This is a genomic window from Rahnella sp. JUb53, from assembly GCF_004346065.1.
GTDB classification, from domain to species: Bacteria; Pseudomonadota; Gammaproteobacteria; order Enterobacterales; family Enterobacteriaceae; genus Rahnella; species Rahnella variigena.
In genome coordinates this window covers 1-21,016 of record NZ_SLYT01000011.1, presented here as the reverse complement: position 1 = coordinate 21,016, position 21,016 = coordinate 1, and the positions used below count along the sequence as shown (strand labels likewise).

At 52.8% G+C, this 21,016-nt stretch carries 23 protein-coding genes; 16 read left to right on the top strand and 7 right to left on the bottom strand.

The features are described from left to right. Positions 1-118: 118 nt before the first annotated feature. Positions 119-1,309 (top strand): MFS transporter, encoded by a 1,191-nt coding sequence (locus EC840_RS21050; RefSeq protein WP_120162586.1) that lies wholly within the window; start codon positions 119-121, stop codon positions 1,307-1,309. A 15-nt stretch (positions 1,310-1,324) separates the two neighbouring features. Continuing rightward, positions 1,325-2,509, top strand: a complete 1,185-nt coding sequence (locus EC840_RS21045) for an amidohydrolase (RefSeq protein WP_132966925.1) — start codon at positions 1,325-1,327, stop codon at positions 2,507-2,509. A gap of 5 nt (positions 2,510-2,514) precedes the next feature. Here the strand turns inward: EC840_RS21045 and EC840_RS21040 are convergent, their stop codons facing one another. The 3 genes from EC840_RS21040 to EC840_RS21030 all read right to left on the bottom strand — a co-directional run bounded on the left by EC840_RS21040 (position 2,515) and on the right by EC840_RS21030 (position 4,789). Next, the gene (locus EC840_RS21040) at positions 2,515-3,384 is read right to left on the bottom strand and encodes a phosphoribulokinase (RefSeq protein ID WP_112288608.1); all 870 of its coding nucleotides are present in this window, start codon (positions 3,382-3,384) and stop codon (positions 2,515-2,517) included. 143 nt (positions 3,385-3,527) lie between these two features. After that, entirely contained in the window at positions 3,528-3,773 is a 246-nt protein-coding gene (locus EC840_RS21035) for a YheU family protein (protein ID WP_112288607.1), read from the bottom strand. Continuing rightward, positions 3,770-4,789, bottom strand: coding sequence for a hydrolase (locus EC840_RS21030; protein ID WP_132966923.1), 1,020 nt, complete (start codon positions 4,787-4,789; stop codon positions 3,770-3,772). Before EC840_RS21030 ends, EC840_RS21035 begins: the two co-directional genes overlap by 4 nt. Positions 4,790-4,889: 100 nt before the next feature. On the opposite strand from EC840_RS21030, the gene EC840_RS21025 reads away from it, so the two are divergent. Next, positions 4,890-5,492: a LysE family translocator gene (locus tag EC840_RS21025; RefSeq protein WP_132966922.1), complete on the top strand. Its 603-nt coding sequence runs from the start codon at positions 4,890-4,892 to the stop codon at positions 5,490-5,492. Positions 5,493-5,561: 69 nt separating this feature from the next. On the opposite strand, the gene EC840_RS21020 is transcribed toward EC840_RS21025, so the two are convergent. From EC840_RS21020 to EC840_RS21010, 3 genes are all read right to left on the bottom strand, one after another. Continuing rightward, positions 5,562-6,617 carry a 5-bromo-4-chloroindolyl phosphate hydrolysis family protein gene (locus tag EC840_RS21020; protein ID WP_129637639.1) on the bottom strand — a complete coding sequence of 352 codons (1,056 nt, stop codon included), beginning with the start codon at positions 6,615-6,617 and terminating at the stop codon, positions 5,562-5,564. Beyond that, the gene (locus EC840_RS21015; protein ID WP_240783328.1) at positions 6,614-7,714 is read right to left on the bottom strand and encodes a toxic anion resistance protein; all 1,101 of its coding nucleotides are present in this window, start codon (positions 7,712-7,714) and stop codon (positions 6,614-6,616) included. The genes EC840_RS21020 and EC840_RS21015 overlap by 4 nt, the downstream gene beginning before the upstream one ends. Before the next feature lie 220 nt (positions 7,715-7,934). Beyond that, entirely contained in the window at positions 7,935-9,851 is a 1,917-nt protein-coding gene (locus EC840_RS21010; protein ID WP_132966920.1) for an ABC transporter ATP-binding protein, read from the bottom strand. Positions 9,852-9,980: 129 nt separating this feature from the next. Between EC840_RS21010 and kefG the strand changes: the two genes are divergently transcribed. The 4 genes from kefG (at position 9,981) to slyD (ending at position 13,430) form a co-directional block, all read left to right on the top strand. Continuing rightward, positions 9,981-10,535, top strand: a complete 555-nt coding sequence (gene kefG, locus EC840_RS21005; RefSeq protein WP_112288602.1) for a glutathione-regulated potassium-efflux system ancillary protein KefG — start codon at positions 9,981-9,983, stop codon at positions 10,533-10,535. Beyond that, positions 10,535-12,343, top strand: coding sequence for a glutathione-regulated potassium-efflux system protein KefB (gene kefB / locus EC840_RS21000; RefSeq protein WP_112288601.1), 1,809 nt, complete (start codon positions 10,535-10,537; stop codon positions 12,341-12,343). The genes kefG and kefB overlap by 1 nt, the downstream gene beginning before the upstream one ends. 79 nt (positions 12,344-12,422) lie before the next feature. Next, complete coding sequence (locus tag EC840_RS20995; RefSeq protein ID WP_132966918.1) at positions 12,423-12,626, top strand: YheV family putative zinc ribbon protein; 204 nt, start codon at positions 12,423-12,425, stop codon at positions 12,624-12,626. A 198-nt stretch (positions 12,627-12,824) separates the two neighbouring features. Next, a complete protein-coding gene (gene slyD / locus EC840_RS20990; protein ID WP_132966916.1) occupies positions 12,825-13,430 on the top strand; it encodes a peptidylprolyl isomerase in 606 nt (201 codons plus the stop codon). Positions 13,431-13,501: 71 nt separating this feature from the next. Here slyD and EC840_RS20985 read toward each other — a convergent pair whose 3' ends face one another. Beyond that, a complete protein-coding gene (locus EC840_RS20985; RefSeq protein ID WP_112288598.1) occupies positions 13,502-13,720 on the bottom strand; it encodes a protein SlyX in 219 nt (72 codons plus the stop codon). A gap of 293 nt (positions 13,721-14,013) precedes the next feature. Here EC840_RS20985 and fkpA point away from each other — a divergent pair, with 293 nt between their 5' ends. The 9 genes from fkpA to EC840_RS20935 all read left to right on the top strand — a co-directional run. Further along, positions 14,014-14,874, top strand: coding sequence for an FKBP-type peptidyl-prolyl cis-trans isomerase (fkpA, locus tag EC840_RS20980; RefSeq protein ID WP_112288597.1), 861 nt, complete (start codon positions 14,014-14,016; stop codon positions 14,872-14,874). 264 nt (positions 14,875-15,138) lie between these two features. Continuing rightward, positions 15,139-15,861, top strand: coding sequence for a transcriptional regulator (locus tag EC840_RS20975; RefSeq protein ID WP_165353118.1), 723 nt, complete (start codon positions 15,139-15,141; stop codon positions 15,859-15,861). Positions 15,862-15,863: 2 nt separating this feature from the next. Beyond that, complete coding sequence (tusD, locus tag EC840_RS20970; protein ID WP_232829862.1) at positions 15,864-16,250, top strand: sulfurtransferase complex subunit TusD; 387 nt, start codon at positions 15,864-15,866, stop codon at positions 16,248-16,250. Positions 16,251-16,272: 22 nt separating this feature from the next. Beyond that, positions 16,273-16,632 (top strand): sulfurtransferase complex subunit TusC, encoded by a 360-nt coding sequence (gene tusC, locus EC840_RS20965; RefSeq protein ID WP_113877162.1) that lies wholly within the window; start codon positions 16,273-16,275, stop codon positions 16,630-16,632. 13 nt (positions 16,633-16,645) lie between these two features. Next, positions 16,646-16,933, top strand: coding sequence for a sulfurtransferase complex subunit TusB (gene tusB, locus EC840_RS20960; protein WP_112288593.1), 288 nt, complete (start codon positions 16,646-16,648; stop codon positions 16,931-16,933). A gap of 143 nt (positions 16,934-17,076) precedes the next feature. Continuing rightward, positions 17,077-17,451 (top strand): 30S ribosomal protein S12, encoded by a 375-nt coding sequence (rpsL, locus tag EC840_RS20955; protein WP_013573668.1) that lies wholly within the window; start codon positions 17,077-17,079, stop codon positions 17,449-17,451. Between the two features lie 96 nt (positions 17,452-17,547). After that, positions 17,548-18,018 (top strand): 30S ribosomal protein S7, encoded by a 471-nt coding sequence (gene rpsG / locus EC840_RS20950; protein ID WP_005969574.1) that lies wholly within the window; start codon positions 17,548-17,550, stop codon positions 18,016-18,018. Between the two features lie 96 nt (positions 18,019-18,114). Then, positions 18,115-20,229 (top strand): elongation factor G, encoded by a 2,115-nt coding sequence (fusA, locus tag EC840_RS20945; protein WP_013573669.1) that lies wholly within the window; start codon positions 18,115-18,117, stop codon positions 20,227-20,229. 71 nt (positions 20,230-20,300) lie between these two features. Continuing rightward, positions 20,301-21,016 (top strand): elongation factor Tu (locus EC840_RS20935; protein WP_132966914.1); only part of this gene is annotated, 716 nt, incomplete at its 3' end.

The following is a 21,016-nucleotide window of genomic DNA, read 5'->3' as shown; positions in this document are numbered from 1 at the left end:
CAGGATCGCGAAAAATAATATGTTGTTATTCAGTTGATTACGTGATGCATGTCGCATTTTACGATTCATCCGGCAGTGAGAAAATCTGACGTGGTGATAACAAAAAGGGATATCCGCTATGAAAAGTCGTTCCCTGATGATCTTCCTGCTATTTGTCGGTTATGCCGTGGTGTATATCGATAAAACAGTGATGGGCTTTGCGCTGCTGCCCATCGAGCGCGAATTTAATCTGCAACCTGAACAGCTGGGGTATATCACCGGCATTTTCTTCCTGGCCTATTCGCTGTTTCAGATCCCCGCGGGCTGGCTGAATGACCGGTTCGGCTACAAAAAAGTGCTCGGCATGTCGCTGTTCTTGCTGGGCGGCTTCGCGCTGTGTTTCGGAACGCTGGGCCTCAGCCTGGGATTGCTGGTCACGTTCCGGTTTCTCTCCGGCGTCGGCCATTCCGGCTATCCTGCGTCCTGCGCCAAAGCCGTGGTGTCCAATTTCGCAGTTGAGAAGCGAACCTTTGCGCAGTCGATTTTGCTGTCTTCCGCCGGACTGGCGATGACTGCCGGACCGCTGATTGCGGTTTACAGCCTGGATCATCTTGGCTGGCGCGGATCGTTCTCCATTCTCGGATTGCTGGCTTTTGCCATCGCCGTAGCGATTGTGATTTTTGTGCCCAATCCGCCGGAAGCGCAAGCCCGTACCGGCGCGAAAACCGGTTATCGGGAGTTGCTGAAAAACCCGATTGTCCTGCTGCTGTTTGTCTCAATTTTCTGCATCAACATTCCGTCTTACGGCCTGATGGCGTGGTTGCCGAAATATCTGGTCCAGCAGCGCGGTATGTCACTCGACGTATCCGGCATGGTGGTCGCCACCGGCGGGCTGGGTATCTGGATTTCTTCACTGGCAACCGGCTGGCTGGTCGGACGTTATATGCAGGGCAAAGAGCCGAAAGTGATTTTCTGCTGCGCACTGCTCAGTGCGTTGTGTATCTGGCTGGTGTTTACGTCGGCATCGGCGGTTACGGCCGGGTTGTTCCTGTTCCTCGGCTACGTTTTCCTGATGGCGTCCTTTGTGACCGTCTTTACGCTGCCGATGAAACGCCTGCCTTCTGACGTCATGGGCGCGGCGATGGGGATCATTAATACCGGCGGGACTCTCGGCGGATTTGTGGCGCCGATTGCGATGGGATATCTCATCACCGCCAGCCACGGTTACCTTTCTACGTTTGTATTTCTGGCGCTGGCGATGGTGGTGGCCGGTCTGGCTATCCTGCCGCTGGCAATAAAACCTCGTGCGCCAATGCGCGATGTGGCTTAACTGAGGAGAAGAGTGATGACTTTTAATTTCGAAGCAATGCTGGCTGAAGTCAAAGCGGACGTCCTGCGCTGGCGCAGACATATTCATGCCCATCCTGAACTCTCTTTTCAGGAGCATAAAACGGCGGCGTACATTACTCAGCAACTGGAAAGTTTCGGCGGTCTGACCCTGACACATCTGACGCCCAACAGCGTGATTGCCGATCTGAAAGGGGCGCATCCGGGGCCGGTATATGCGCTGCGGGCGGATATCGATGCCCTGCCGATTCAGGAAGAGAACGATGAACCTTTCTGCTCAACGGTCCCCGGCGTGATGCACGCCTGTGGTCATGATGCTCACACCGCAATGTTGCTGGGTGCGGCAAAAGTGCTGACTCAATGTCAGTCTGAGTTGCATGGTTCTGTGCGGTTTATCTTCCAGCATGCTGAAGAAGTGCCACCGGGCGGGGCGCAGGAACTGGTGGATTTAGGCGTGCTGAATGGCGTGGAGAAAATCTTCGGCCTGCACGTGATGCCTAATTCTCCGACCGGTGAAGTGGGGCTGAAAGAGGGCGTGTTCTGCGCGTCCACAGATAACTTCGACATCACCATTACCGGCAAAGGCGGCCACGGTTCTATGCCGCATTTGTGTATTGATCCGGTGGTGATCGGCGCGGAAGTTGTCACCGCACTGCAAAACGTTGTGGCGCGCCGTATTGATCCGCTTCAGGTGCCGGTGCTGACTATCGCAACCTTCCAGACGGGCGAAAGTTATAACGTGATCCCGGAGCGGGTGAAGCTCGCCGGAACGCTGCGGACGCATCACAGCAACGTGCGCGAACAGGTGCCGCAGGTGATGGAGCAGATCATTTCGGGGATCACGGCGGCGCATGGCGCAACATACGAACTGCGCTGGACACGCGGCTATGTGAACGGTGACAACCATCCTGAGGCCTGTGCGATAGCGCGTCAGGTGATTGAAAAAACGCTGGGACCGCAGGCGCTGCGCGAAGTTACTCAGCCGCTGTTTGGCGGAGAGGATTTCTCTTCCTACCAGCAAAAAGTGCCGGGGTGTTTTCTGTTTATTGGCAGCGGGAATGAAAAAATTGGCGCGACTTACGGCGTACATAATCCGCGTTTTCGTCTCGATGAAGAGGCGTTACAGACTGGCGTCGCGCTGCATGTCGGGTTTATCCGTCAGTTGCTGATGAACGACGCCTGAGTCCGTTACTCGATCTTTTTCCCTTCCATCAGGCGCTGCACCAGCGGCGCCATAATCAGCTCCATCGCCAGCCCCATTTTTCCGCCCGGCACCACCAGCGTTTTGATGTGCGAGATAAACGAACCCTGCAACATCGCCAGCAGATACGGGAAATCAATGTCATCCAGCCCCTGGAAGTGGATCACCACAAAGCTTTCATCCAGTGAAGGAATGGCTTTAGCGGCAAACGGGTTGGAGGTATCGATAGTCGGTACGCGCTGGAAATTGATGTGCGTGCGCGAGAACTGCGGCGTGATGTAACTGATGTAGTCATCCATCGAACGCACCACGGAATCCATCACCGCTTCGCGGGAATGTCCGCGCTCGCCGGTATCGCGCACCAGTTTCTGGATCCATTCAAGGTTAACGATGGGCACCACGCCGACCAGTAAATCGACCTGCGCGGCAACGTCAATTTTGTCTGCGACAACGCCGCCGTGCAGCCCTTCGTAGAACAAAATGTCAGTCGGTTCCGGCAGCGCCTGCCACGGCGTAAAGGTGCCCGGCACCTGATTGTAGGGAACCGCTTCGTCATAAGTATGCAGATACTTGCGCGAACGACCGGTACCGGTTTTACCGTATTCGATAAAACTTTTTTCCAGCAGACCAAAGTCGTTGGCTTCCGGTCCGAAATAGCTGATGTGACGCCCGAGGTCACGGGCTTTGCGGATTGCCGCATCCATTTCAGGGCGGGTGAAATGGTGAAAGCTGTCGCCTTCCAGCTCAGCGGCACGCAGGCCAAGCTGCTGAAATATTTTACGAAATGCCAGGCTGGTGGTGGTGGTGCCTGCTCCGCTGGAGCCGGTAACTGCTATAACAGGATGTTTTGCTGACATAGTCGGGCTTACTCCTTAAACGTCACGCCATATTGCCCTTCTGATCATTCAGGGCAGGCGGAAACAAAGCGCATAATTAATCCCATTGTTACCATAATTATTCGCTGAGGGACAGGCTGTCCAAATCCATTTTATGATCGTGTTTACCAGTCCTGCGGGTTTTCTTCCTGTCCGGCGCGGAACTGACCGCGCGGCATAATGTTCAGCGTTTCATGCAGTTCTGACCAGACCAGTACGATCTCGCCACTTTTCAGCTGACGTTTTACGTCGTCGACTTTCTGTTCCAGAGAACGCTCCTGCTCGCCGTAATCGGTGCCTTCGCGCAATACGAAGGATTCCACCACGCTGGTGAGCAGTTCGGCGTCCAGTTCCTGCCAGGGAATAATCACTTTGTTGGTTCCTTTGTCTTTGTTTCTGTCTTTGTTTCTGTCTTTGTTTCTAAAAACGGGGCGATCCAGGCCGGAATGCGCTGTTCCAGCCACATTTGCGGATGACGTAAGCTGCCGGAAACAAAGCCGACATGCCCGCCATGTTCAGTTAACTGATATTCCACGCAAGCCGGCAAATCCTCTGCTTTCGGGATCACTTCCGGCGTCATAAACGGGTCGTCTTTGGCATGGATAATCAGCAGCGGCGTTCTGACCTGGGACAGCAACGGCAGACCGCTGCAACGGCGGTAATAATCCAGCGCGTCGGTAAACCCGTGCGCCTTTGAAGTGATGGCATCGTCAAATTCACGAATGCGGCGCATGGATTTCAGCTGCGCCAGCGTCACCGGCAACGTGCCCGGATATTTCGCCAGTTTGCGCGAAGCATTGCCTTTGAGCTGATCGAGAAGGTATCGCTGATAAATGCGCGATGAACCGCGCTCCAGCCGGTAAGCGCACGGCTCAAGCATCAGTGGCGCAGACACCACAACCGCCGCTTTAAGCGTACAGTTTTCGCCTTCCTGCCCGAGATAACAGGCCAGCATATTTCCGCCGAGGGATACGCCCACCGCGCCGGTCGGCACTTCGCCATAGGTTTCATTGAGCCAGCGAATGAAAAAACGCGCATCTTCGGTTTCACCGGAATGATAAATCCGCTGAAGTTTATTCGGTTCGCCGCTGCATCCGCGAAAATGCATCACGACGCCGAGCCAGCCTTTGTCTTTCCACGCCTGCAATAAGCCATGGGCGTAAGGGCTGTAGAAACTGCCTTCAAGTCCGTGAAACAAGATCATGCGCGGTTTATGACGCGCCTGTTCCGGGTCTTCGCTCCAGGCTAAATCGAGAAAATCTCCGTCCGGCGTATCGAGTCTTTGCCAGTGAGGTTTGAGTTTTGCATGGCGGCGCACCAGCCGTGGTAACAACGTCTGGATGTGAGGATTACTGGCCCCGCGCAGGGGACGAAAGGATTCAACCATAAGATGAATAAATTTCTCTTAAGAGGCTCTTGTGCGATCAATATCACGCTGTTAGCTTCAATGCTATCGCACATCTTTCGGGTCGGAGTACCCAAATTAAATGGAACTTGGTTTATTTTTTTCGATGCTCGGATTTTTATGGGTCGCTGCAATCACCCCAGGCCCGAACAATATGTTGTTAACAACATCTGGCGCTAACTTTGGTTTCTTCCGCTCAATCTGGCTGATGATCGGCATTATGCTCGGCATGCAGAGTATTTTGCTGCTGGTGGCCTTCGGCGTTGGCGGCCTGATCACGGTTTATCCCGCGTTACACCTTTTCCTCAAAATTGCCGGTAGCCTGTATCTGCTGTGGCTGGCGTGGAAAATTGCGACGTCGGCCTATGAAACACTGGAAACTGGCGCACCGCCACCGAAACCCATCCGCATGTATCAGGGCTGGTTGCTGCAATTCCTCAACCCGAAAGCGTGGCTGATGGGGCTGGGCGCAGTAGCGAGTTTCAGTCTGGCGGGTGCGGCTTACAACCATTCGATTGCCGGTATCAGCCTCGGCATGTTTCTGGTGAATCTGGTTTCCGGGATTATCTGGCTCGGGTTCGGTACCGTCATTGGCCGTCTGCTGCGCAGCAAGCGTGCGTGGTACACCTTCAATATCGCGATGGGGATTCTGACCGCCGCCTGTGTGTTGCTGATCTGGCACTAAGTCGATCCGGCACTGACAAAAAAGCCCGCCGGGTTTATTCCGGGCGGGCTTTTGACTTTCAGCGGCAGATTATTTGAAGCCGTCGGTTTTCATCAGATTATCCAGCACACCCATTTCGGTATCCAGCTCAAGCTGATCGTTTTCCAGCAGCCGCTGGTGCTGCTGATCAAACATGCTGCGGATGTCTTTCAGGGTTTGCAGCGTCCGGGCACTGGTTGGTGCATCCCCGGCCTGCTGGCGGCGTAAATTCAGATCTTTGTCGATGAAGGTATTCACGGCAGGTAAATACCGCTGGAAGAAGCGGGTGGCCGGTGTGACATCTTTCGGATCTTCCTGCATACATTTTTGTATACGGCGCGCTGACGAGACGATTTCGGCGATCTCGCTGCGGATTTCCTGCGGGAAGTCGCTCAGCTCAGATTTGTTTTCCAGCTGCGTAATGTCCTGGTCAAACGGCCTGTCGGGAATATAGGATGTGGATTTTCTGACCGGTTTATCCTCCGTCCAGGCGTCTTCGCGCGGCGTGTCCACCGGTGTGCTTTCCGTTTTTACCGGTTCCCGGCGGCGTAACGGCACGGGCTGAATGTTGTCCACCGGCGCAGGGGAAGGCACGGCGCCGCGTTTTTCGATTTTGCGCAGATGGATCACGGAACCGATCATCACGATGACAAAGGCCACATAGAAAACAGCATAAGGCGCGAAGCTGTAAAATTCGGCATAGGAAATCAGGCCGATGAGCCAGGGCAGCAGCATCCCGGTCAGAGGGAAACGGTACTGCGTGATTAAGCTGAGCAGCAGTGCCGCAGTGGCCATCCAGAAAGGGATCGCCAGGGCATCGCCCGTGAAGGCCCAGATCGCGCCAATGATCACGCTGTAGTACAGGCTCAGGCGGTCATAGAGAAACGTATGAAATAACAGGATGAAGGACATCCACACCAGAACGGAAGAGGCGCCGCTCAGATCTTTCCTGACAACGCTGTCCGCCACGTTGAGATACCCGCTGGCGGTCGCTTTTCCATAGGCAATGGCAGCTATCAACAGCAGAAAATGGAGGAATATCTGCGCGCCCCGTGACTGATGATAGGTGGTGCTGAGTATGTCCGTGTTGTGATTGATTGCCCTCATGACTGCGCGGTCACTTTATTCTGTGAGCTATTTTCCGCTGCAATCGATGCCAGTTTGCTGCGCAGTTCCTGCTCCATTGCGCCCAGTTCTTTTTCCACTTCCGCGCGGCGGGTGCGGGCATTGCTGGCGATCTGCATGGTGTCTTCCAGTGTGCTCAGCAAACGGCCTTGAACATCCCGTAATGTTTCCACGTCCACAATCGAACGTTCCACTTCGGTGGCGGTTTCGATGCTACCGGTCTGCAACAACTCAGCATTGCGGCGCAGCATGGCATTGGTGGTGTCGGCGACATCTTTTTGCAGTCTGGCCGCCTGACGCTGGGAATTGAGCGACAGCGCCAGCACGATCTGGCTTTTCCACACCGGAATGGTGGTCAGAATGCTGCTCTGAATCTTCTCAGCCAGCGACTGGCTGTTGCTTTGCATCAGACGAATTTGCGGTGCGGTCTGGATGGACAGCGTGCGCGTCAGCATCAGGTCGCTCAGGCGGCGTTCGAAACGCTGAACACCTTCGACCAGATCCCGCACATTCTGGGCTTCCATCGCATCGCCGGAAGCCTGCACCCGCGCCTGTGCCGCCGGGATCACGTCGGACTGAATTTGCGCGATCTTCTTTTTGCCCGCCAGAATGTGCAGGCTGATGTCTTTGAAGTAATCACGGTTGCGGATAAAAAGCTGTTCCAGCGTGGCGATATTGCGCAGCAGTTCGGTGATGGTGTTCTGCAATTTTTCGGAAAGCGTATCCACCTGTCCGGCCAGCGTCTGGTATTCCAGTAACGTCCGCTCGACCTTGTTAAACAGTTTGCCGAGTAGCGGGACAGAGGCCAGCAGGCTTTTTTTCTGGTCGAACACTGTCAGGTCAATGCCTTTTACCTTGCTCAGCAGGTCGGTCAGTTGGGCACCCACTTCGCCCGTGTCTTTGGCGCGCACTTCCTGCATCAGCGATTCGTTAAAGCGCGACATGGCATTCAGGGTTTTTGCACCATAGGCAATCGAGAGCACCGGATCAGTAATGTCGATCTGCGCCGCAATCTCTTCAATTTTTTGTTGTTCTTCTGCACTGATAGCGGGGGTAGATTCACCGGCGTCGGAGGTCAGGTCGGTGGCGAGCTGGGATGATAAAACAGGTTCGGGCAAAGGTTGCGAAGAAGAGATGTCCGTCACGTCATAATCCTTTTAACTTTGGGCGGTTATCGATTGCACAATCGAAAAGATGAAAGGATTTTAACGCGCAACACGCATGACTGCCAGTGAACCCAGCGGGGAGAGATAAACCGCCATGCCTGTTACGGACGATGGCGATTTCAGGGAGGATCTTCTAGTCGAGATCAAACGCCTTCGACATGTCTTCCAGTTGTTCCTGTGCATCGAGCCAGGTCATTTCGGTTTCTTCCAGCGCGCCTTTGACTTTGGTCTGCTGTTGCAGACATTCCGTCAGTTCGGCTTTACGGTTGTTGTCGTAAATCGCGGAATCAGCCAGACGCTCTTCGATAGCCGCCAGCTCGGTACTCAGTTTTTCCATCTGGGTTTCGAGTTTGGTGATTTGCTTACGCAGCGGCTGGGTCTGATTACGGAAATCGGCTTCGCGACGTTTCTGGTCTTTACGCGACTGCGCACTGTTTACGCCGCCGTCTTTGGCCGGTGCATCCTGCTGGCTTTCCTGACGCTGAATGTCCACCAGCCATTGCTGGTAATCTTCCAGATCGCCGTCGAACTGTTCCACTTTGCCGCCGTGAACCAGATACAAATCGTCGGTGGTAGAACGCAGTAAGTGACGGTCATGCGAGACGACAACCATCGCGCCTTCGAAGTCGATCAGCGCTTCGGTCAGCGCCTGACGCATATCGAGATCCAGGTGGTTGGTCGGTTCATCGAGAAGCAGCAGGTTAGGGCGTTGCCAGACAATCAGGGCCAGCACCAGACGCGCTTTTTCACCGCCGGAGAAACGCCCGGTCGGATCTGTCACTTTATCGCCGTGGAAACCAAATCCGCCGAGATAATCGCGCAGTTGCTGTTCGGTTTCTTTGTTCGCCAGACGCACCAGATGTTGCAACGGTGAATCTTCAGCACGCAAAAACTCCAGCTGATGCTGGGCGAAGTAACCAAGCTTAACGCCTTTCGCCAGGCCGATATCGCCCTGAAGCGGTGGCATGGTGCCTGCGAGCAGTTTGATCAGCGTCGATTTACCGGCACCGTTACGGCCCAGTAAGCCGATACGCGATCCCGGCACCAGATTCAGTTTGATCGACTCCAGAATGGTGGTGTCACCATAACCGGCGCTGACTTTTTCCATGCGCAGCAGCGGATCGGGCAAACTTTCCGGCGAACGGAAGCTAAAATGAAAAGGATTGTCGACGTGTGCCGGCGCAATCAGCTCCATACGCTCCAGCATTTTGATACGGCTTTGCGCCTGCTTGGCCTTAGTCGCCTGTGCACGGAACCGGTCGATGTAGCTTTGCAGATGCGCCACTTTTTCCTGCTGACTTTCAAACAATGCCTGCTGTTGCGACAGTTTGGTCGCACGCTGGCGCTCGAAGGACGAGTAGTTACCGGTGTATTCGTTCAGCGACTGCTGTTCGATGTGCATAATTTTATCGACGATCGGATCGAGGAAATCCCGGTCATGGGAAATCAGCACCAGCGTGCCGGTGTAGCCTTTCAGCCATTTTTCCAGCCAGATGACCGCGTCCAAATCCAGGTGGTTGGTCGGTTCGTCGAGCAGCAGTAAATCAGAACGGCAAATCAGCGCCTGCGCCAGGTTCAGGCGCATACGCCAGCCACCGGAGAAGGATTTCACCGGCTGCTGTAACTGATTCTGGGTAAAGCCCAACCCGCTGAGCAGGCTGGCCGCGCGCGCAGGAATAGTCCAGGCGTTAATGGCGTCGAGCTTACCGTGCAGCGTGGCGATGGCATGGCCGTCATCCCGCTCGTTGGCTTGTTGTAATTGTGCTTCCAGCTGGCGGAATTCGCGGTCGCCGTCGATAACATACTCTATCGCCGGTTCGTCCAGCGCAGGCGTTTCCTGATTCACCCAGGCCAGCGCCCAGTTAGACGGAAACGTCAGGTTGCCAGCATCGGCGCTCATTTCACCTTTTAACAGGGAAATCAGGGTGGATTTACCGCAGCCATTTTTGCCCACCAGCCCGACTTTCTGGCCGGGATTGATGGTCGCAGACGCGTTGTCCAGCAGCACATTGGTGCCGCGTCGGATTTGTAAGGAGGAGAAAACAATCATAAAGCGCCGTGTTGAGAGTATGTTAAATTGTCATGATAATGATCTAAACAAGACGTATCGCGTCCCATTTTGTCTTTGCGAAGCATGGTAACGGAAAAACCGCACCCTGACGACGCTTTGGAGGTATTGATGTCGCAGCCACCAAAGGTTTTGCTGCTGTATGCCCATCCGGAATCGCCCGATTCGGTCGCCAACCGCGTTTTACTGCAACAAGCTCAACAGCTTGAACATGTCACCGTGCATGATTTGTACGCCCACTATCCTGATTTTTTTATCGATATTCATCGTGAGCAGCAATTGCTGCGCGATCATAAGGTGATTGTTTTTCAGCATCCTCTTTATACCTACAGTTGTCCGGCGTTGTTGAAAGAGTGGATGGATCGCGTGCTGGCGCGTGGTTTTGCCAGCGGGGCAGGCGGTAATGCGCTTAACGGCAAGTACTGGCGTTCGGTGGTCACCACGGGTGAACCGGAAGGTGCGTACCGGGCGGGCGGTTATAACCGTTATCCGATGTCCGACATTATGCGTCCGTTTGAGCTGACGTCTGCTATGTGCCATATGCACTGGATGACGCCCATTATCATTTACTGGGCGCGCCGTCAGAAACCGGATGTGCTGCAAAGCCATGCCGAAGCTTACGGCGAATGGCTGAAATCGCCGTTACCGCAGGGGGGAATTGCCTGATGGACGTTTCCAATATTCCCATGGCGATCCTGCTGTTTTTGTTCGCTGCCGTAGTGGCGGTGCCGGTGGCACAGCGTTTAGGCATTGGCGCAGTGCTGGGTTATTTGCTGGCCGGTATTGCCATCGGTCCGTGGGGCTTAGGCTTTATCCGCGACGTGGATGAAATTCTGCACTTCTCCGAACTGGGCGTGGTTTTCCTGATGTTTATCATCGGGCTGGAATTGAACCCCGGAAAACTGTGGGCGCTGCGGCGGCAAATCTTTGGTGTCGGCGCCGGGCAGGTGATCCTGACTGCACTGGTGCTCGGCGGTTTGTTGTATCTGACGAAGTTTTCCTGGCAAGCCGCGGTGATTGGCGGTATCGGGCTGGCGATGTCATCCACGGCGATGGCATTACAACTGATGCGCGACAAAGGCATGACGCGTAACGAAGGCGGTCAGCTGGGTTTCGCCGTGCTGCTGTTCCAGGATATCGCGGTGATCCCGGCGCTGGCGCTGATCCCGATTCTGGCGGGCGGTTCGGAAGGCAGCAATAACTGGGAGATGATCGGCCTGAAAGTGCTGGCCTTTGGCGGCATGCTGATTGGCGGACGCTATCTGCTGCGGCCGATTTTCCGGCTGATTGTGGCTTCCGGCGTGCGTGAAGTGTTTACCGCCGCCGCGCTGCTGGTGGTGCTTGGTTCGGCGCTGTTTATGGATACGCTGGGCTTTTCGATGGCGCTCGGAACGTTTATCGCCGGGATTTTACTGGCTGAAAGCGAATATCAGCACGAACTGGAAATCGCTATCGAGCCATTTAAGGGTTTACTGCTCGGGCTGTTCTTTATTTCTGTCGGCATGGCGCTGAATCTGGGCGTGCTGTATACGCATATTTTGCTGGTGCTGGCAGGCGTGATGATTCTGGTGACGGTCAAAGGCGCGGTGCTGTACGGGCTTTCCCGCATATTTGGTCTGCGCACATCGGTACGCTTGCAGTTTTCTGCCGTGCTCAGTCAGGGCGGCGAATTTGCTTTCGTGCTGTTTTCGGCGGCTGGCGCGCAGAAAGTGATTTCCTCGTCGCAGCTTTCGCTGTTGCTGGTCGTGGTGACGATATCAATGATGACCACGCCGTTGCTGATGCAGTGGGTCGACCGCATCCTGGTACGACGTTACAACGACGGCGAAGAAAGTGATGAAAAGCATTTTGTGCAGGATGACGAACCGCAGGTGATTATTGTCGGGTTCGGACGTTTCGGACAGGTGATCGGACGTTTGCTGATGGCCAATAAAATGCGTATCACAGTGCTTGAGCGTGATATCAGCGCCGTCGGGCTGATGCGGACTTACGGTTATAAAGTGTATTACGGCGATGCGACCGAACTGGAACTGCTCAGGGCTTCTGGTGCTGAAAAGGCCAAATCGATTGTGATTACGTGTGATGAGCCTGCGGACACCATGACCATCGTGCATTTGTGTCAGCAGCATTTTCCTCATCTGAATATTCTGGCGCGCGCCCGTGGCCGTGTTGAAGCGCATGAACTGTTGCAGGCCGGTGTGGCGAATTTTTCCCGCGAGACGTTTTCCAGTGCGCTGGAATTAGGCAAAAAGGCGCTGGTCACGCTGGGCATGCATCCGCACAGTGCGTACCGCGCCCAACAACATTTCCGTCGTCTTGATATGCGGATGCTACGTGAACTGGTGCCGCAAAACCGCGGCGATGTGGCGCAGATTTCCCGTGTGAAAGAAGCGCGGCGCGAACTGGAGGATATCTTCCAGAGCGAAATGCACAACGAACGTCGTCAGCTTGATGGCTGGGACGATGACGAATAGTCCGGCTGGCGAAAAAATAATGTTGCCGTCTGAATGAAAAATGACCGGACGCAATGTCGCAGATTTCAGGAGAAGTAACATGGCTACAACCCGTAAACGGTTTATCGCTGGTGCGGTATGTCCGAAATGTAAGGCGATGGATACGCTGGCTTTATGGCAGGAAGATCAGGTCGAAGTGGTCGAGTGTATGAAATGCGGGCACCATCAGCGTCAGACGGATGCACAGGTCAGCAAGACGCTACGGCCGGAAGAGCAGGTGATTGGTATTTTCGATCCGAAGTAGCGTTCTTGCTCGTGTTTTTTTATGCTGGTAGTACAGAGACGCGGATTTCCGCTACACTCTTCGCCAAATTTATCCGGTCGCACTTTTCAGGATGATCTCATCGAAAAGTGGCCGTCACTGAATTAGCCTTAAGCGAAGTTGCGTGTGTTATGAAACGCCCGCAGACAACAAATTGAGTTTCCAACGGTAGGAGTTATCATGAAAGTAGCAAAAGACCTGGTCATCAGCGTGGCATATCAGGTACGTACAGAAGACGGTGTGTTGGTTGATGAATCTCCGGTGAGCGCGCCGTTGGATTACCTGCATGGCCATGGTTCCCTGATCTCCGGTCTGGAAACTGCGCTGGATGGTCATGCCATTGGTGACGTTTTTGATGTGCATGTTGGCGCGAACGACGCTTACGGCAACTACGACGAAAATCTGGTTCAGCGCGTGCCTAAAGACGTGTTCATGGGTGTTGATGAGCTGGAAGTCGGTATGCGTTTCCTGGCTGACACAGATCAGGGTCCGGTTCCTGTAGAAATCACTGAAGTTGACGGCGACCACGTTGTTGTCGACGGCAACCACATGCTGGCAGGTCAGGATCTGAACTTCCACGTCGAAGTGGTGGCAATCCGTGATGCAACTGAAGAAGAACTGGCTCACGGCCACGTTCACGGCGAACACGGCCACGATCATGGTCACGACCATGAACACGGTGAAGGCTGCTGCGGTGGTCACGGCCACGACCATGATCACGACCACGGTCATGATCACGGTAAAAAAGGCGGCTGTGGCGGTAACGGCGGCTGCGGTTGCCACTGATCACTTTGCAAGCAAAGCGATAAAAACGAAAGGCGCCGGAAAGGCGCCTTTTTGTTGCGTCAGAAACAGTATCAATAATGCGGCGGAGGCGTTTCTTCCGACTGATCGGCAATCATTGATGGCTGGCTGGCGCGGAGTTTGTCTGTCAGCAGGCGCAGGTGATCGTGCAATCTGCTCATTTCCAGCTGATGCTGAGTGACGATCAAATTCAGTTCTTCAATCGTGATTTCCTGAAAAGCCAGCTTGTTTTCCAGCATCTCCAGACGTTGTTCAACGGTGTTTGAGTCCATAATCATTACCTCATTGTGCGGCTCAAGTTGATCAGGTTGAGCACTGACCGGAACCCCATACTCTATTGTAGACCGGCGATTCTACCCGTAAACCTGCTTAATTACCTGACCTCTGCGGCGCTTTATCTTTGACTCTTCATGAGCAGACGAAACTAATTGATGTAAAAAAGGTCTGAATATGACGCTAATGGCGTGTATAGAGATTGTTTTGTCGTGAGACGGACAGTTATAGTAACCGCCGAACTTTCGTAATTATTACCAGAGGTCATATGCTTCTGGTCCTGGAGAAATGGATGAAATCACTGTTTAAAGTAACTCTGCTGGCAACTACCATGGCGATCGCCCTGAATGCCACCCAGGTTATGGCTGCTGAAGCCACAGCACCGGCCGCTGCTGCACCTGCGCCAGCCGCTGCCCCTGCTGCAGCTGCTCCGGCAGCAACAGACACGACCAAGTTCAAAAGTGATGACGAGCAGGCCGCTTATGCTCTCGGCGCATCACTGGGTCGCTACATGGACAACTCCCTGAAAGAACAAGAAAAACTGGGCATCAAACTGGATAAAGACCAGCTGATCGCCGGTGTTCAGGATGCGTTTGCTAACAAAAGCAAACTGTCTGATCAGGAAATCGAGAAGACTCTGCAAACCTTCGAAGGCCGTGTGAAAGCATCTGCGCAGGCTAAGATGGAGCAGGACGCTAAAGCTAACGCTGACAAAGGCGACAAATTCCGTGCTGATTTCGCCAAAGAAAAAGGCGTGAAGAAGACTGAATCAGGCCTGCTGTATCAGGTTGAAAAACCAGGTGCTGGCGCAGCGCCAAAAGACAGCGACACCGTTGTAGTGAACTACAAAGGGACTCTGACCGACGGTACTGAGTTTGATAACTCTTATACCCGTGGCGAGCCGCTGTCTTTCCGTCTTGATGGTGTTATCCCGGGCTGGACCGAAGGCCTGAAACACATTAAGAAAGGCGGCAAAATCAAGCTGGTCATTCCACCGGCACTGGCTTACGGCAAAACTGGCGTCCCGGGGATCCCGGCTAACTCTACTCTGGTGTTCGATGTTGAACTGCTGGATGTGAAAGCGGCACCTAAGGCTGACCCGAAAGCAGCTGAAAAACCTGCTGAAGCTGAAGCGGCACCAAAAGCAAACTAAGTTGCTGTTGAGCTGTTGCAGAAAACCGTCGCTAAATGCGGCGGTTTTTTTTCGCCTGAAACTTTTCTTACAGGCCGCCCTTCATTTTATTGAGGTTACTCTATGATGATAACTTGACGCTTTTGTTTCCCCGGCATAACGTCACAGATCCATATAATCGCAAGGCCGTTTTTTCTGTGTCTTTGATACAGTAACGACCGTGGAATGATGAATAATGCGTCCTGACTCCCGTTGGAAGGCGCGATAGAGAGGGTGGTAGCTTCAATGTCTAATTCGCTTATAACTGGCGAAACCGGTGAACTGGATTTGCTGGACCAACGTCCGTTCAGCCAGGTCGATCATGAGATTTTGTCTTCATACGAGGCCGTGGTGGACGGGCTTGCGATGCTGATCGGTGAGCATTGCGAAATTGTTCTGCATTCACTGGAAGACCTGAAATGTTCAGCGGTCCGTATTGCAAATGGTGAGCATACCGGCCGTAAGATCGGCTCACCGATTACCGATTTAGCCCTGCGCATGTTGCATGACATGACCGGTGCGGACAGCAATGTGTCCAAAGCCTACTTCACCCGTGCGAAAAGTGGTGTGCTGATGAAGTCAGTCACCATCGCTATTCGCAACCGTGAGCAACGCGTCATTGGTCTGCTGTGCATCAACATGAATCTCGACGTACCTTTCTCGCAAATTATTCAGACCTTTATGCCACCTGAAACTCAGGAAGTGGCCTCTTCCGTAAACTTCGCCTCATCTGTGGATGACCTGGTAGCGCAAACGCTGGAATTCACCATCGAAGAAGTGAACGCTGACCGCAGTGTTTCTAATAACGCGAAGAACCGACAGGTTGTGCTGAATCTTTATGAAAAGGGTATTTTTGATATCAAAGATGCCATCAATCAGGTGGCTGACCGCCTGAATATTTCAAAGCATACCGTTTACCTGTATATCCGCCAGTTTAAAAGCGGGGATCTGGTGGGGAACGAGCGTTGAAACTGCGTTATTGCCTCCTGGTAACCGGTCCTGCTTACGGAACACAACAAGCCAGTGCGGCGTATCAGTTCGCACTGGCATTGATTGGTAGTGGCCATCAACTGGATAGCGTGTTTTTTTATCGTGAGGGCGTTCTCAACGGTAATATGCTTTCGGCACCTGCGTCGGATGAATTTGATCTGGTCAGATCCTGGCAACGTATGGCGGCAGACCATCAGGTTGCTCTCAATGTTTGCGTGGCTGCGGCTTTACGTCGCGGTGTCATCGATGAAACAGAAGCCCACAATCAGGGACACGGCCAGACGAATTTACAAGCCGGCTTTGCCCTGACAGGGTTGGGCAGCCTCGCTGAAGCGTCGCTGACTTGTGATCGCATGGTGCAGTTCTGATGGGTTATAGCAGGGACAGGCAATGAAAAAGATAGCGTTCGTGTTCACTCAGGGACCGCACGGCACGTCAGCGGGAAGAGAAGGCCTTGATGCGCTGCTGGCTACGTCAGCTCTGACCGAGGATATCGGCGTGTTTTTTATGGCTGACGGTGTTTTTCAGCTCATGCCGGCACAACAACCCGAAAAAATTCTCGCCCGTAATTATATTGCCACATTCGGTGTGTTATCACTTTACGACGTCGATCAGTGCTTTGTCTGTGAAGACTCGCTGAAGTCACGTGGTTTATCTGCGGGACATGAATGGGTGCTGGATGTCGAGCCGTTGTCTGCGAGTGAAATTCGCGGACGACTGGCCAGTTTTGATGTGGTGATGACGTTTTAAATCAGGAAATTCCATGCTTTTTACTCTTGCCCGTTCCCCGCAACAATGTGATTTCTCATTGATTGTTAAGCTGGTCGCTCAGGAAGATGCACTTTTGCTGATGCAGGATGGCGTACTGGCTGCGCTTGATGGCAGTGAGGCATGTAATCTGCTCAGCCAGCATGTTCAGTCGATTTATGTCCTCAGCGAGGATCTGGCGGCCAGAGGATTGGTTGGTCAAATTTCACACAAAATTACATTGATCGACTATACTGGATTCGTCGCGCTGACTGAGAAACACACCCAGCAAACAGCATGGTGATTCACTGATCTGCTGTATATTTCTTGACACCCTCTTAGGTCAGCCCTAAAATTCTGCGTCCCCATATTAGCTAATGCTTTTTATGGGGCGATTTATCACGCGTTTACAAAGTAGTTTATGAACCAAAATCCAGGAGCTTTTTAATGGCAACAATTAATCAGCTGGTACGCAAACCACGCTCTACGAAGGTTGCTAAAAGCAACGTTCCAGCGCTGGAAGCTTGCCCGCAGAAACGTGGCGTATGTACTCGTGTATATACTACCACCCCTAAAAAACCAAACTCCGCACTGCGTAAAGTATGCCGTGTGCGTTTGACTAACGGTTTTGAAGTTACCTCCTACATCGGCGGTGAAGGTCATAACCTGCAGGAACACTCCGTGATCCTGATCCGTGGCGGTCGTGTAAAAGACTTGCCAGGTGTGCGTTATCACACCGTCCGTGGCGCACTGGACTGTTCAGGCGTTAAGGATCGTAAGCAATCTCGTTCAAAATACGGCGTTAAAAAGCCGAAGTCTTAATGGTTCTCCGTTAAGTAAGGCCAAACATTTTCACTTTACTGTCAAAATAAACTCTTAGAGTTTTGGACAATCCTGAATTAACAACGGAGTATTTCCATGCCACGTCGTCGCGTCATTGGTCAACGTAAAATCCTGCCAGATCCTAAGTTCGGATCCGAACTGCTGGCAAAATTCGTCAACATTCTGATGGTAGATGGTAAAAAATCTACTGCAGAAGCAATCGTCTACACTGCTCTTGAGACCCTGGCTCAACGTAGCGGTAAAGGCCACCTGGAAGCTTTCGAAGTCGCTCTGGACAACGTTCGTCCGACTGTCGAAGTTAAGTCCCGCCGCGTAGGTGGTTCTACTTATCAGGTTCCAGTTGAAGTCCGTCCGGTTCGTCGTAATGCTCTGGCAATGCGTTGGATCGTTGAAGCTGCTCGTAAACGCGGTGATAAATCCATGGCTCTCCGCCTGGCGAACGAACTTTCTGATGCTGCAGAGAACAAAGGTACTGCAGTTAAGAAACGTGAAGACGTTCACCGTATGGCTGAAGCCAACAAGGCGTTCGCGCACTACCGCTGGTAATCACTTCGCAGTAGTTATGCTAACCAAGCGGGCGCTTCAAGAAGCCAACCCGCTTGGGTTAACTGAACTTGAACGTCCTAGTTATAGAGGAATCAAATGGCTCGTAAAACACCCATTGAGCGCTACCGTAACATTGGTATCAGTGCTCACATCGACGCCGGTAAGACAACCACTACCGAACGTGTTCTGTTCTACACCGGTGTAAACCACAAAATCGGTGAAGTGCATGATGGCGCAGCCACCATGGACTGGATGGAGCAGGAGCAGGAACGTGGTATTACCATCACGTCCGCTGCGACCACCTGTTTCTGGTCAGGTATGGCTAAGCAGTTCGAACCACACCACATCAACATCATCGACACCCCAGGGCACGTTGACTTCACCATCGAAGTTGAACGTTCCATGCGTGTTCTTGATGGCGCGGTAATGGTTTACTGTGCTGTTGGTGGTGTTCAGCCACAGTCTGAGACCGTATGGCGTCAGGCAAACAAATATAAAGTTCCTCGTATCGCGTTCGTTAACAAAATGGACCGTATGGGTGCTAACTTCCTGAAAGTTGTTGATCAGATTGAAAAACGTCTGGGCGCAACTCCGGTGCCACTGCAACTGGCAATCGGCGCGGAAGAGAAATTCACCGGTGTTGTTGACCTGGTGAAGATGAAAGCTATCAACTGGAACGAAGCTGATCAGGGCGTTACCTTCGAATACGAAGAAATCCCTGCAAACATGCAAGAACTGGCTGAAGAATGGCGTCAGAAACTGGTTGAGGCCGCTGCTGAAGGCTCTGATGAGCTGATGGAGAAATTCTTTGGTGGCGAAGAGCTGACTGAAGAAGAGATCAAAACTTCTCTGCGTAAGCGCGTTCTGAACAACGAAATCATCCTGGTTACCTGTGGTTCTGCGTTTAAAAACAAAGGCGTACAGGCAATGCTGGATGCTGTTGTTGAGTATCTGCCAGCACCAACTGACGTTGAAGCTATCAACGGTCTGTTGGATGACGGTAAAGACACTCCGGCAGTTCGCCATTCTGACGATTCAGAGCCGTTCTCTGCTCTGGCGTTCAAAATCGCTACTGACCCATTCGTGGGTAACTTGACGTTCTTCCGTGTTTATTCCGGTCTCGTCAATTCAGGTGACACTGTATTTAACCCAGTGAAATCTCAGCGTGAACGTCTGGGTCGTATCGTTCAGATGCACGCTAACAAGCGTGAAGAAATTAAAGAAGTTCGTGCAGGCGATATCGCTGCAGCGATCGGTCTGAAAGACGTGACTACAGGTGATACCCTGTGTGATCCAGATAACGTGATTATCCTGGAACGCATGGAATTCCCTGAGCCGGTAATCTCCGTTGCGGTAGAACCAAAAACCAAAGCTGACCAGGAAAAAATGGGTCTGGCTCTGGGCCGTCTGGCGAAAGAAGACCCATCATTCCGCGTTTGGACTGATGAAGAGTCTGGTCAGACAATCATCGCAGGTATGGGTGAGCTTCACCTGGATATCCTGGTTGACCGTATGCGTCGTGAATTTAACGTTGAAGCTAACGTCGGTAAGCCGCAGGTTGCATACCGTGAAGCTATCCGCGCTAAAGTTACCGATGTTGAAGGTAAACACGCTAAGCAGTCTGGTGGTCGCGGTCAGTATGGTCACGTTGTGATCGACATGTACCCATTAGAACCTGGCACAAATCCGAAAGGATATGAGTTTGTCAACGAAATCAAAGGCGGTGTAATTCCTGGTGAATTCATCGGCGCGATTGACAAAGGCATCCAGGAACAGCTGAAGTCTGGTCCACTGGCCGGTTACCCGGTAGTAGATCTGGGCGTGCGTCTGCACTTCGGTTCTTACCATGACGTCGACTCCTCCGAGCTGGCGTTTAAACTGGCCGCTTCTATCGCCTTCAAAGATGGCTTTAAGAAAGCGAAACCAGTTCTGCTTGAGCCGATCATGAAGGTTGAAGTAGAGACTCCGGAAGAGAACACTGGTGACGTCATCGGTGACCTTAGCCGTCGTCGTGGTATGCTGAAAGGCCAAGAATCTAACGCTACTGGCGTTGTGATTCATGCTGAAGTTCCGCTTTCCGAAATGTTTGGTTATGCGACTCAGCTGCGTTCACTGACCAAAGGCCGTGCATCTTACTCCATGGAATTCCTGAAGTATGATGATGCGCCAAATAACGTGGCCCTGGCCGTTATTGAAGCTCGTGGCAAATAAGCCACAGTTTTAAACACAATGATCCCGTGCTCTCTCTATGAAGGGAGAGCACAAGAGTAAGGAATATAGCCGTGTCTAAAGAAAAATTTGAACGTAACAAACCGCACGTTAACGTTGGTACTATCGGCCACGTCGACCACGGTAAAACTACCCTGACTGCAGCAATCACCACCGTTCTGGCTAAAACCTACGGCGGTTCTGCACGCGCATTCGACCAGATCGATAACGCACCAGAAGAAAAAGCTCGTGGTATCACCATCAACACTTCCCACGTTGAATATGACACCCCGACTCGTCACTACGCGCACGTTGACTGCCCAGGGCACGCCGACTACGTGAAAAACATGATCACCGGTGCTGCTCAGATGGACGGCGCTATCCTGGTTGTTGCTGCAACTGACGGCCCTATGCCTCAGACTCGTGAGCACATCCTGCTGGGTCGCCAGGTTGGCGTTCCATACATGATCGTGTTCATGAACAAATGCGACATGGTTGATGATGAAGAGCTGCTGGAACTGGTAGAAATGGAAGTTCGTGAACTTCTGTCTGCTTACGAATTCCCAGGCGACGACATCCCGGTCATCAAAGGTTCAGCGCTGAAAGCACTGGAAGGCGATGCAACTTGGGAAGCGAAAATCATCGAACTGGCAGAAGCACTGGACAGCTACATTCCATTGCCAGAGCGTGCTATTGATAAGCCATTCCTGCTGCCAATCGAAGACGTATTCTCCATCTCCGGTCGTGGTACAGTTGTTACCGGTCGTGTAGAGCGCGGTATCGTTAAAGT

Excerpts from the sequence above, each read along its gene's own strand:
- EC840_RS21050 (WP_120162586.1), top strand. The coding sequence starts at position 119 with ATGAAAAGTCGTTCCCTGATGATCTTCCTGCTATTTGTCGGTTATGCC.
- EC840_RS21045 (WP_132966925.1), top strand. The coding sequence starts at position 1,325 with ATGACTTTTAATTTCGAAGCAATGCTGGCTGAAGTCAAAGCGGACGTC.
- EC840_RS21040 (WP_112288608.1), bottom strand. The coding sequence starts at position 3,384 with ATGTCAGCAAAACATCCTGTTATAGCAGTTACCGGCTCCAGCGGAGCA.
- EC840_RS21030 (WP_132966923.1), bottom strand. The coding sequence starts at position 4,789 with ATGGTTGAATCCTTTCGTCCCCTGCGCGGGGCCAGTAATCCTCACATC.
- EC840_RS21025 (WP_132966922.1), top strand. The coding sequence starts at position 4,890 with ATGGAACTTGGTTTATTTTTTTCGATGCTCGGATTTTTATGGGTCGCT.
- EC840_RS21020 (WP_129637639.1), bottom strand. The coding sequence starts at position 6,617 with ATGAGGGCAATCAATCACAACACGGACATACTCAGCACCACCTATCAT.
- EC840_RS21010 (WP_132966920.1), bottom strand. The coding sequence starts at position 9,851 with ATGATTGTTTTCTCCTCCTTACAAATCCGACGCGGCACCAATGTGCTG.
- kefG (WP_112288602.1), top strand. The coding sequence starts at position 9,981 with ATGTCGCAGCCACCAAAGGTTTTGCTGCTGTATGCCCATCCGGAATCG.
- kefB (WP_112288601.1), top strand. The coding sequence starts at position 10,535 with ATGGACGTTTCCAATATTCCCATGGCGATCCTGCTGTTTTTGTTCGCT.
- EC840_RS20995 (WP_132966918.1), top strand. The coding sequence starts at position 12,423 with ATGGCTACAACCCGTAAACGGTTTATCGCTGGTGCGGTATGTCCGAAA.
- slyD (WP_132966916.1), top strand. The coding sequence starts at position 12,825 with ATGAAAGTAGCAAAAGACCTGGTCATCAGCGTGGCATATCAGGTACGT.
- EC840_RS20985 (WP_112288598.1), bottom strand. The coding sequence starts at position 13,720 with ATGGACTCAAACACCGTTGAACAACGTCTGGAGATGCTGGAAAACAAG.
- fkpA (WP_112288597.1), top strand. The coding sequence starts at position 14,014 with ATGAAATCACTGTTTAAAGTAACTCTGCTGGCAACTACCATGGCGATC.
- EC840_RS20975 (WP_165353118.1), top strand. The coding sequence starts at position 15,139 with ATGTCTAATTCGCTTATAACTGGCGAAACCGGTGAACTGGATTTGCTG.
- tusC (WP_113877162.1), top strand. The coding sequence starts at position 16,273 with ATGAAAAAGATAGCGTTCGTGTTCACTCAGGGACCGCACGGCACGTCA.
- tusB (WP_112288593.1), top strand. The coding sequence starts at position 16,646 with ATGCTTTTTACTCTTGCCCGTTCCCCGCAACAATGTGATTTCTCATTG.
- rpsL (WP_013573668.1), top strand. The coding sequence starts at position 17,077 with ATGGCAACAATTAATCAGCTGGTACGCAAACCACGCTCTACGAAGGTT.
- rpsG (WP_005969574.1), top strand. The coding sequence starts at position 17,548 with ATGCCACGTCGTCGCGTCATTGGTCAACGTAAAATCCTGCCAGATCCT.
- fusA (WP_013573669.1), top strand. The coding sequence starts at position 18,115 with ATGGCTCGTAAAACACCCATTGAGCGCTACCGTAACATTGGTATCAGT.